General features: G+C 71.6%; 11 protein-coding genes. 4 read left to right on the top strand and 7 right to left on the bottom strand.

Annotated features, from left to right (window positions below):
* Positions 1-213: 213 nt before the first annotated feature.
* Together QM595_RS12405 and QM595_RS12400 are read left to right on the top strand one after the other, a co-directional pair.
* Positions 214-543: a nucleotidyltransferase family protein gene (locus QM595_RS12405; RefSeq protein WP_415171867.1), complete on the top strand. Its 330-nt coding sequence runs from the start codon at positions 214-216 to the stop codon at positions 541-543.
* 125 nt (positions 544-668) lie between these two features.
* On the top strand, positions 669-917 hold the full coding sequence (locus QM595_RS12400) for a DUF86 domain-containing protein (RefSeq protein ID WP_415171868.1): 249 nt from the start codon (positions 669-671) through the stop codon (positions 915-917).
* Between the two features lie 117 nt (positions 918-1,034).
* Here QM595_RS12400 and QM595_RS12395 read toward each other — a convergent pair whose 3' ends face one another.
* The 3 genes from QM595_RS12395 to QM595_RS12385 are packed head-to-tail and all read right to left on the bottom strand — an operon-like array spanning position 1,035 to position 3,695.
* Positions 1,035-1,802, bottom strand: a complete 768-nt coding sequence (locus QM595_RS12395; RefSeq protein ID WP_415171866.1) for an SDR family NAD(P)-dependent oxidoreductase — start codon at positions 1,800-1,802, stop codon at positions 1,035-1,037.
* Between the two features lie 4 nt (positions 1,803-1,806).
* Positions 1,807-2,661 (bottom strand): enoyl-CoA hydratase/isomerase family protein, encoded by an 855-nt coding sequence (locus QM595_RS12390; RefSeq protein ID WP_415171865.1) that lies wholly within the window; start codon positions 2,659-2,661, stop codon positions 1,807-1,809.
* Positions 2,661-3,695, bottom strand: coding sequence for a phosphotransferase family protein (locus QM595_RS12385; protein WP_415171864.1), 1,035 nt, complete (start codon positions 3,693-3,695; stop codon positions 2,661-2,663). The genes QM595_RS12390 and QM595_RS12385 overlap by 1 nt, the downstream gene beginning before the upstream one ends.
* Positions 3,696-3,802: 107 nt before the next feature.
* On the opposite strand from QM595_RS12385, the gene QM595_RS12380 reads away from it, so the two are divergent.
* Together QM595_RS12380 and QM595_RS12375 are read left to right on the top strand one after the other, a co-directional pair.
* On the top strand, positions 3,803-5,167 hold the full coding sequence (locus tag QM595_RS12380) for an acyl-CoA dehydrogenase family protein (RefSeq protein WP_415171863.1): 1,365 nt from the start codon (positions 3,803-3,805) through the stop codon (positions 5,165-5,167).
* Positions 5,164-5,925, top strand: coding sequence for an SDR family NAD(P)-dependent oxidoreductase (locus tag QM595_RS12375; RefSeq protein ID WP_415171862.1), 762 nt, complete (start codon positions 5,164-5,166; stop codon positions 5,923-5,925). Before QM595_RS12380 ends, QM595_RS12375 begins: the two co-directional genes overlap by 4 nt.
* A gap of 17 nt (positions 5,926-5,942) precedes the next feature.
* Here QM595_RS12375 and QM595_RS12370 read toward each other — a convergent pair whose 3' ends face one another.
* From QM595_RS12370 to QM595_RS12355, 4 genes are read right to left on the bottom strand one after another with little or no spacing between them, the layout of a single operon-like run.
* On the bottom strand, positions 5,943-6,944 hold the full coding sequence (locus QM595_RS12370) for an LLM class flavin-dependent oxidoreductase (protein WP_415171861.1): 1,002 nt from the start codon (positions 6,942-6,944) through the stop codon (positions 5,943-5,945).
* Positions 6,941-8,128 (bottom strand): acyl-CoA dehydrogenase family protein, encoded by a 1,188-nt coding sequence (locus tag QM595_RS12365; protein ID WP_415171860.1) that lies wholly within the window; start codon positions 8,126-8,128, stop codon positions 6,941-6,943. Before QM595_RS12365 ends, QM595_RS12370 begins: the two co-directional genes overlap by 4 nt.
* Positions 8,129-8,152: 24 nt before the next feature.
* Positions 8,153-9,343, bottom strand: a complete 1,191-nt coding sequence (locus QM595_RS12360; protein ID WP_415171859.1) for an acyl-CoA dehydrogenase family protein — start codon at positions 9,341-9,343, stop codon at positions 8,153-8,155.
* Positions 9,340-10,467 carry an acyl-CoA dehydrogenase family protein gene (locus QM595_RS12355; protein WP_415171858.1) on the bottom strand — a complete coding sequence of 376 codons (1,128 nt, stop codon included), beginning with the start codon at positions 10,465-10,467 and terminating at the stop codon, positions 9,340-9,342. Before QM595_RS12355 ends, QM595_RS12360 begins: the two co-directional genes overlap by 4 nt.
* Between the last annotated feature and the right edge of the window lie 32 nt (positions 10,468-10,499).

The raw sequence follows: 10,499 nt of genomic DNA, 5'->3' as shown, positions 1-10,499 counted from the left end.
TCCAGGGCGTGGCTGAGTGCCGCCGACGAGGGAGCCGTGGCGGAGCCACGGCGACTGAGGAGAAGGTGCTCAGGCACGTGCTGGGGCGGCGGCGCGCCGACTCTGCCCTACCTGCGGAATCTCTAAGAGCAGGACCTGGAGCCGCCGGCCACGAAGGCGGTCACCGAGGCCGCGCAGATCCCCGTGGCCGCGAGCCCTGGCTAGGATCGTCTTATGACCGAAACCGCAACTCCCGTCGTTGGGCCGCTGAGCGGCCCGACCGGCCAGCTCGTGGCCGCACACCGGGATGAGTTGCGGGAGGTGCTCGACCACCACGGCGTCAAGAACGCTCGCCTGTTCGGGAGCGTTGCTCGCGGCGACGACCGCGCCGGCAGCGATGTCGATCTCCTCGTCCAGTTCGCGCCCGGAACCAGCCTGTTCACTGTCCTGAGGATTCAGGACGAGTTGGAGACGATCCTCGGCGTCGAGGTCGACCTCATCCCCGAAGGCGGGCTAAAGGAACGCGTCCGCGAACGAATTCAGCGAGACCTGATCGCGCTGTGAGTCGAGACGACGCCGAACGCCTCGACGACATTCAGGCAGCGATCGAAGCGATTCGTTCCCACACCGAGCGTGGGCCCCTCACGGACGGGCTGGTGAGCGACGCGGTGCGGATCTGATTCCTTGAGATCGGCGAGGCGGCGAAAGCGCTCCCTGAGGAGTTGACCGCCAGCGAATCCGAGATCCCCTGGAGACAGATCGCACGGATGCGTGACCATCTTGCGCACCGCTACTTCATGACCGAGTTGGAGATCCTTCAGGACGCCATCGAGAACGACCTCGGTCCACTTCAAGACGCCGTCAACCGGATGCGGACCCTTCTGACCTCCGATGAGGCTGAGGACGCCGACACCGGTCAGAGCGAGTCGGCTGACTGAATCGCCTCGGCCCTCGCCTGCATCACCGCGCCGATGGCGGTGCGTGAGGGGCGACCCAGCTACGTCCTTCGATGACGCGGGCACGTTGACGACCCGGTCGTTGCTGCGCCAGGCCCGTCAGCCGTACATCAACAGGCCGCCGTTGACCCCGATCAGCTGTCCGGTGATGAAGCGCGACTGCGCGCTGCCGAGGAAGACCAGGACCGGCGCGAGGTCCTCCAAGGGGTCGCCGAGGGTGCCGCCGAGGGGGATCATCGCCTGGAGCTGCCCGGCGAAGGCGGCGGCCCGCTCGGGGCCCAGGTGCTCCATCAGGCGCCGGGAGCCCGGCGTCTCCACCGCCGGGGCCACCGCGTTGACGGTGATCCCGTATCGCCCCCAGGCCGCCGCGGCCGAGCGGGTCCAGGCGTGCACCGCCGCCTTCGAGGCCGCGTAGTGCGGCGCCAGCGGGTTGCCCTTGACGCCCTCGGTGGAGCCGAGGTTGACGATCCGGCCACCGCCGCCGTCGCGCATCAGCCCGAAGGCGGCCTGGTTGGTCAGCACCGTGGAGTGCAGGTTGACCTCCAGCATCTCGGCCAGCTCGGAGCCGGCGAGCGCCTCGGGAGACGCGGGCCGCCACACCCCCGCCGCCGCGATCAGTACGTCGAGCCCGCCCAGCTCGGTGCCCGCCAGCTCGAAGCAGGCCGCGACACTCGACGAGTCGCGGGCATCGCACCGGACCCAGGTGCACCGCCCGCGGAGCTCCTCGGGCGGTGGCGTCTCGCGGTAGGTCGCCACCACCCGGGCGCCGGCGGCCACGAAGGCGGTCACCGCGGCCGCGCCGATCCCCGTGGCCGCGCCGGTGATCAGCACCCGGCGCGGCCGGGCAGCCTCCTGCGACACTGTCATCGGCTCACTCCTCGACTCCCGGCGCCCCGACTCCGGGCACACCGCTCGACCACCCCTCGACCACCCACCCCGGCTCGCGCTTCTCGACGAAGGCGGCGAAGCCCTCGCGGCTCTCCGGTCGCTGGAGACTGTCGAAGAAGGCGATCCGATCGTGCAGGCCGACGTACTGGTCGACGACCCGCTTCACGTCGCGGCGCGCCAGCGGCGCGGTGCGAGCGATCTGCTCGACCAGCCCGGTGGCCGCGGAGAGCAGCTCCTCGTGGGGCACGACGCGCGCGACCAGCCCCCAGTCCAGCGCCTCCGGCGCGGTCAGCACCCGCCCGGTGAACATCAGCTCCCGGGTGCGCACCGGCCCGATCGAGCGGACCAGCAACTGGGCGAAGTAGGTGTCGGAGATCCCTCGCAGCAGCTCGGGGACCCGGAAGGTTGCTCGCTCGCTGACCACGGCGAGGTCGGAGCACAGGGCGATCAGCAGGCCACCGCCGTGGCAGATGCCGTTGACGGCCGAGACGACCGGCTTGATGCTCTGCCGGAGCACGTCGAAGGGCAGGGTGTCGATGGCGCCGGGGACTCCTCCGAGTCCGAGCCAGTCGTCGCCGGCGCCCTTGCCGAGGTCGCCGCCGGGGATGAAGACGTCGTCGACGCCGGTGATCACCAGAGCCGCGAGCGTCGGGTCGGCGTCCACCCGTCGTACGGCGTAGCGGATCCCGAAGTACATCGCGGGCGTGAGCGCATTGCGGGCCTGTGGCCGGTCGACCACCACGCGGGCGATCGCGCCCTGCCGCTCGAAACGGAGGTACGGCGTCCCGAGCCAGTCGCCGTCGGGACGCCGGGGCACCCCTGCGTCGGTCTCGGCCATCAGCGGCCCAGCAGGTCGAGGGCCTCGACGAGCAGCGTCGGCAGCGCCGGGCGCATCCGGGCCAGCGCCGGCTTCATCGTCGTACCGTCCTTGTCGGCACGCTTGAGCAGCAGCCCGGTCAGCCCGGCCTCCTTGTAGCGGGTCAGGGCGTGGAACCAGTCGAGCTCGGGGAGCCGGAGGCCCGCGGCCGACTCGTAGGCCGCGACGATCTCGTCCCGGCTCGGCGTGCCGGCGACCAGGCCCGGCTCGACCGCGGGATGAGCGGCGTCGTCGGCGAAGAAGGTGAACCAGGCGATGTCGACGCGGGGATCGCCCACCGACCAGATCTCCCAGTCGATCACCGCGTTGACCCGGCCGTCCTCGCACAGGGTGTTGCCGAGCCGGAAGTCACCATGGTTGACCACGGCCGGCAGCGGGGCTGGGATGGTCTCGTGCAACGCCTTGGCGACAACCTCGTAGTCACCGCGCAGCCCGTCGGGAAGGGTCTCGAAGGCCCGGGTCCAGCGCTCGATCTCGGCGTCGAGCGCGACCACCGGCTCGTCCCCGAGACCGACCTCGGCCGGGGTCACCGAGTGCAGCGCGGCCAGCACGGCGGCGGCGTCGAGGCAACGCGCCCGGACCTCGGTAGGCGGGGGCCGCTCGCCGTCCTCGGCGAGCACGGGCTCCACGCACTCCCCCGGCACCAGGTTCATGGCCAGCAGCGGCGGCGTGTCGGGCGGGTCGCCGGCATCGGTGAAGAGCAGGTCGGGCGCGATCGGCCGGGGCTGACCCTCGAGCGCGCTCAGCAGGCGGGCCTGGCGCAGTACGTCGCGATTGCGGACCGGAGCCAACCCGGGCGGGGCCACCTTCAGCACGACGGTCCGCTCAGCCGGCGCCACCGCGCCCACCTCGGCGAGGAAGGTGAGACTGGAGGTGCCTCCGGTCAGCGGCCGGATGCCGAGCAGCTCGGCGCCGGGCCGCCACTCCCCGACCCGCTGTGCGACCCGCCGCCGCAGCGACTCGATCAGCGCGTCGTCCACGCCGCGAACACTCATCTCTTCCACCTCACGTCGATGCCGCCGACCTTGTCCCGTCAATCAACTATCTTGTAGCATTCAGTTAACCTATTCAAGACGACGGTGTCACGTCAGGAGAAGCGCGCATGTGGGATTTCTCGACCGAGCCGGAGTTCCAGGAGAAGCTCGAGTGGATGGCTCGGTTCGTCCGCGACGAGTGCGAGCCCCTGGACCTCCTCTTCCCGCACGGCGGCGATCCGTACGACGTGCACAACAAGGCCTCCAGGGCGATCCTCAAGCCGCTGCAGCAGCAGGTCAAGGACCAGGGCCTGTGGGCCTGTCACCTCGGACCGGAGCTGGGCGGCAAGGGCTACGGCCAGGTGAAGCTCGGCCTGATGAACGAGATCATCGGCCGCTCCTACTGGGCGCCCACCGTCTTCGGCACCGCCGCGCCGGACACCGGCAACGCCGAGATCCTCGCACTGTTCGGCACCGAGGAGCAGAAGGCCCGCTACCTGCAGCCACTGCTCGACGGCGAGATCGTCTCCTGCTTCTCCATGACCGAGCCGCAGGCCGGCGCCGATCCCAAGGAGTTCACCTGCTCGGCGCGCCGCGACGGCGACGAATGGGTGATCGAGGGCGAGAAGTGGTTCTCCTCCAACGCCCGCTACGCCGCGTTCTTCATCGTGATGGCGGTCACCGACCCCGACGCGCGTCCCGCCGAGCGGATGTCGATGTTCATCGTGCCGGCCGAGACTCCGGGCATCGAGATCATCCGCAACGTCGGCACCATCAACGAGCGCGACGAGCTCGACGAGGGCATCCACGGCTACCTCCGCTACCACCAGGTCCGGGTGCCGGCCGACGCCATGCTCGGCGGACCGGGCGAGGGCTTCAAGGTCGCCCAGGCTCGCCTCGGCGGCGGCCGGGTGCACCACGCGATGCGCGTGGTCGGCAAGTGTCAGCGCGCCTTCGACATGATGTGCGAGCGTGCCCTCTCTCGTCGTACGCAGGGCAAGACCCTGGCCGAGCACCAGTTCGTGCAGGGCTTCGTCGCCGACTCCGCGATCCAGCTGGAGCAGTACCGCCTGCTCGTCTTGAAGACCGCCTGGGTGATCGACAACGAGCCGCACGGGGCTGCCCGCAAGTACATCGCGATGTGCAAGGTCGCTCTCGCCGAGGTGCAGCACGACATCTTGCAGCGCGCGCTCCACCTGCACGGCTCGCTCGGCGTGACCCACGAGACGCCGCTGGGCGAGTGGTGGGCCGGGGAGCCACACCTCGGCCTGGCCGACGGCCCCACCGAGGTTCACAAGGTCACCGTCGCCAAGCAGGTGCTCAAGGACTACCAGCCCGCCCCGGGACTGTTCCCGACCGAGCACATCCCCACCCGGCGGGCCGCGGCGCGTGCGAAGCACGCCGCAGTGCTCGAGGACTTCGGGCTGAGCGAGCTTGCGAGCGAGCAGATGGCGGCACAGCGGCCACGAGCGAAGCGAGGGGCGGCGCTGTGAGCACCGAAGGCACGCCGGCCCAGCTCTTCGACCTCACCGGCAAGGTCGCCCTGGTCACCGGCGGCAGCCGCGGCCTCGGCCGGGAGATGGTGCTCGGGTTCGCCCGGGCCGGCGCGGACGTCGTGATCGCCAGCCGCAAGCTCGACAACTGCAAGGCCCTGGCCGAGGAGGTCGAGGCGCTCGGCGTGCGCGCCCTGCCGGTCGCCGCCCACGTCGGCCGCTGGCAGGAGTGCGACGCCCTCGTCGAGGAGTCCTATGCCCACTTCGGCAAGGTCGACATCCTGGTCAACAACGCCGGCATGTCCCCGGTCGCACCCTCCTCGGCCGAGACCACCGAGGACCTCTTCGACAAGGTCATCGGCGTCAACTTCAAGGGACCCTTCCGGCTCGGCTCGCTCATCGGCCAGCGGATGTACGACGGCGAAGGCGGCGCGATCGTCAACGTCTCCTCCAGCGGCGCGCTCTTCCCGGCGCCGCGGTTCGGGCCGTACGCCGGCGCCAAGGCCGGCCTCAACGCCCTGACCACCGTCTTCGCCCTGGAGTTCGCACCGAAGGTGCGGGTCAACACCCTCTCGGCTGGCCCCTTCCTGACCGACATCTCCCGGCACTGGCCCGACGAGAGCAAGCGCACCTGGAAGAACGCCGCCGGCCGGGCCGGCAACCCCGAGGAGGTCGTCACCGCCGCGCTCTACCTCACCTCGCCCGCCTCCGGCTACACCACCGGGTCCCTCATCCGCGTCGACGGCGGTCTCCACTGACCGACGCCATCGCAAGCTCAGAGCAGGCCCAGGCTCGCGGTGGCGTAGCGCTGGCCGCGGCGCTCGCTGACCAGGAAGGACGGCGGGGCCAGGAAGGCGACGTCACGCGGCAGGGTCTCACCGCGCCGGGCTAGCGTGGCACGGCCCTCGGCCGTCGTACCGCACACCGCGATGGCCTCGAGCATGTCGTCGGTCACGGCCTTCGCCATGGCGTCGGTGTCGCGGCGCGCGAACGCCTCCCGGATCTCGGCGACCTGGGCGGTCCAGCCGTGGTGCTCGACGTAGGGGTCGTAGGTCTTCACGGTGAGATAGAAGGCGATCATCCGGCGGGCATCGTTCACCGCGCGCTCCGGATCGTCGTCGTCGATGGCGGTGATCACCCAGCCGTATTCGAGCGGGTCGCTCTCGCGCTCGGCCCGGGCGGCGCCGCGGGCCATCGCCGGGCGGACGACCTCGTCCCACCAGGAGCCGGTGAAGAGCCCGTGGGCGATGACGCCGTCGGCCGTGCGGGCCGCCGCGGTGGCCATCAGCTTGTTGAACCCGCCGACCAGGATCGGCACCTCGATCCGGCCGAGCACCGGCGCGCCGACCTTCGCGTCCACCCGGTAGAACTCGCCGTCGTAGCGAACCGGCTCGCCGTTCTCCGCGTGCAGCCAGGCGCGGATCGCGCCGACGAGGTCCTCCATCCGGGCGACCGGACGGTCGGCGGCCACCCCGAACCAGTCCCGGTTGATCGTGAAGGCGCCCGAGCCGAGGCCGAGGAAGAGCCGTCCGGCGGCGTGGCGCCACACCCCGCGCACGGCCGAGGCATGGGCGTACGGCGTGCGCGCGAAGGCGTAGGCGATGCCGGGGCCGATCTGCGCGGTGGTCGTGCCGAGCGCCATCTCGGCCAGGGTCGAGAACGCCTCGTGGTCGACGAACTCACCGCTGCAGAAGGCCGCGATCCCGGCCGCCTCCGCCGCCCGGGCCACCTCGGCGCCTCGCCACGGCAGGCCGTAGCGTCGCCCGGTCGCTGTCATCGCTTCTCCTTCGGCAGGCCGAGCGCGCGCTCGGCGACGATCGTCTTGAGGACCTCGTTGGCGCCGCCGGCGATGGTGTAGGCCCGGGCGTAGAGGAACGCGTCCTGCCACCAGCCGTCCGCATAGGCGTCCGGGTCGCCCTCCACGAGCAGGCCGTCGACCCCCTGGAGGGCCAGCCCCAGCTCCGTGGCGGCGAGGTTGACCTCGCTGTAGAAGATCTTGGCCAGCGGGGCGTCGGCCGCGTCCTCGGTCCGGTTGACGATCCGGGACTGCACGACCTTGCTCATCAGGTCGGCGACGTGGACATCGGCCGCCAGCTTGCCGAGTCGCTGTCTGGTCGCCGGATCCTGGAGGGCCGGACGGCCCTCGACCGTCGTCGAACGGGCCAGGTCGAAGAGCTCGTCGAGCTGGTCGAAGAGCTCCACGCCGCGGGCGCCGACGCTGCTGCGCTCGTGGCCCAGACTGGTGTTGGCGACCCGCCAGCCGTCCCCGACGGCGCCGATCACGCGGTCGGCGGGGATCCGGACGCCGTCGAGGAACACCTCGTTGAAGTCCGAGGTCCCGGTGATCTCCCGCAACGGCCGCACCGTGACGCCGGGCGTGCGCATGTCGAGGGCGAACGCCGTGATGCCGGCCTGTTTGGCGCCGCTGGCGTCGGTGCGCGCCAGCAGATAGCCGACATCGGCGTGATGTCCGTTGGTGGTCCAGACCTTCTGACCGTCCACGACGTAGGCGTCGCCGTCGCGCACCGCCCTGGTCCGCAGGCCGGCCAGGTCGCTGCCGGCGCCCGGCTCGCTGAACAGCTGGCACCACAGGTCCTGAGCCGAGCGGATCCGCGGCAGGAAGTGGCGCTGCTGCTCCTCGGTGCCGAAGGCGAGCAGCGCTCCGGAGGCGAGCCCGGCGGCGCCGACCTCGCCCCAGGCCCGGGCGCGGGCGAGCTCCTCGGCGACGATGAAGCCGTGCTCGGGCCGGGCATCGGCGCGGCCGCCGTGCTCGACCGGCCACGACTGGCCGAGGTAGCCGGCGTCGTACAACCGGGCGATCCAGGCGCGGATGGCCGGGACCTCGGCAGGCTCCGGCGCGCGCACCCCCGTGTGCCGGCGGCGACCCGGGCTGTGCTGGGCGATGAACGCCCTGACCTCGGCCCGGTAGGCGTCGAGCTCGGCACTCGACTCAAGCTGCATCGAAAGGACTCCCCTTCTGGAGGCTCAGCGTGGCGGCATCGCCGGGTCGTGCGGCAGTCCGAGGACCTGCTCGGCGACGGTGTTGAGGTGGATCTCGCGGGTGCCGGCGCCGATGGTGGACGCCCGTGTTCTCAGGAAGCCATTGAGCCAGCGGGCCTTCTGCACCGCCAGCGGCGCCGAGCGGTCGAGCAGGCCGGGGGCACCGAGGAGGTCGACGGCGAACTCGTGGAGGTCCTGCTCGAAGGCGGTCACCAGGAGCCGCGAGACCGACGAGGCCGCGCCCGGCTCGCCCTTGGTGAGAATGTCGGAGATGGTGCGCTGGGCGTTGTAGCGCATCAGCCGCACCCGGATCTCGAGATCGGCGAAGGTGTCCCGGACGAGCGCATCCTGGAGCAGTCCTCGTTCGCGCGCCAGCTCCTCCAGCTCGGTGAGCACCCTGCGGTAGAGGGCGGCCTGGTTCATCGCGCCGGCGGCCCGCTCGTGGCCGAGACTGGTGCGCACCAGCGGCCAGCCCTCGTTCTCCTCGCCCATCCGGTCGGCGACGGGCACCCGGACATCGTCGAAGAAGACCTCCGCGAACAGGGCGCCGCCGGTGAGGTCGCGCAGGGGCCGCACCTCCACCCCCGGCGCGTGGGCGTCGATCATCAGGTAGGTGATGCCCCGCTGGCGGCTGTCCGGAGCGCCGGTGCGGACCAGGGTGAAGAAGACGTCGGCGATCCGGGCGTGGGAGGTCCACACCTTCTGGCCGTTGACGACGTAGACGTCGCCCTCGCGGCGGGCGCTGGTGCGCAGGCTCGGCAGGTCCGAGCCCGCTCCGGGCTCGGAGAAGCCCTGTGCCCAGACCTTGTCGCCGCGAAGCATGGGCGCCAGCCAGCGCTGCTTCTGCTCGGCCGTGCCGTATTTGATGATGGCAGGGGCGACGATGCCCAGGCCGGTCCCGAGCGGCCCGGGGACCCGTGCCCGGGCGTACTCCTCCTGGTAGATCACCTGTCGGGCGAAGGGCAGCTCCATGCCGCCGTACTCCTGCGGCCAGCTGGGGCCGGCGAAGCCGTGGTCGAACAGGGTGGCCAGCCAGCCCTTCTGCCAGGCCAGCCGGGCCTCGGGCTCCTTCGGCGGCGGGCCCGGGTGATGGGCGGCGAGGAAGTCGCGCAGCCTCGCCCGGAAGTCCTCGTCGGTCCCGTCGACGGTGCCGGACTCGGCCTCGTGGATGGTCATCTCGCACCTGCGATCCCGACCAGCTCGGCGAGCCTGCGGCGCTGGACCGCCGGCCCGCCGAAGAGCAGCTCGCTCGACTTCGCACGCCGCAGGAACAGATGTACGTCGTGCTCCCAGGTGTAGCCGATCCCGCCATGGATCTGGAGGCACTCCTTCGCGGCCTGGGTGAATGCCCGGGCGCAGTGCGCGAGGGCCACCGTCGCCGCGATCGTCGGCTCGGGGGCCGGCTCCGACATCGCGGCGCTGGCGTAGGAGGCAGCCGACCGGCCGGACTCGACGTCGAGAAGCAGGTTGGCGCACTTGTGCTTGACGGCCTGGAAGGAGCCCACCGGCCGGCCGAACTGCTCGCGGGTCTTGGCGTAGTCGACGGCCATCTCCAGGCACCTGTCCGCGCCCCCGACCATCTCGGCAGCCAGCGCGGCCATCACCAGGTCGCCGACCCGGGGCAGCCACTCGGTGACCTCTCGTTGCGGCGCGAGCCTGGTCGCCGGCGTTCGCTCGAAGCGGAGCGAGGCCAGCGGGCGGGTCAGGTCGACCGCCGCGGTCTCCTCTCGCTCGAGGCCCGCCGCGCCCGCCTCGACGGCGAAGACCCCGACCCGGTCGCCGACGCGCGCCACCACGAGCACGAGGTCGGCGGTCGCCCCGTCGACGACGAAGTGCTTGGTGCCCTCGAGCACCCACTGGCCGTCCACCTCCTCGGCGCGGCACTCGACGCTCCCGAGATCCCAGACTCCCGACTCCTCGGCGACGGCCAGCGTGGCGGTCAGGGTGCCCTCGGCGATCCCCGGCAGCCAGCGTGCCTGGGCGGCCTCGTCACCCGAGGCGGTGAGGGTCTGGCCGGCCAGCGCCACGGTGGAGAAGTACGGCGCGACCAGCAGGGCGCGACCCATCTCCTCGAGCACAATGCCGAGCTCGACCGGACCGAACCCGCTGCCGCCGTGCTCCTCGGGGATCGCGATCCCCTGCAGCCCGAGCTGGCTGGCCATCTGGCTCCACACCTCGCGGTCGAGATGCCGGCCGCCCTCGATCAGCCTGCGCACCTCCTGGCTGGGCGATCGCTCCGCCAGGAACCGACGCACCACTCGCCGCAACTCGTCGTGCTCCTCGGTGAGGGTGGGGGTCATCGTCGGCTCCTCCTGGTCGCTCCTCAGCACGC

Origin of the sequence: Nocardioides sp. (genome assembly GCF_047607185.1) — a bacterium.
Lineage (GTDB): Bacteria > Actinomycetota > Actinomycetes > Propionibacteriales > Nocardioidaceae > Nocardioides.
This window is presented reverse-complemented; position numbering and strand designations above follow the sequence as displayed.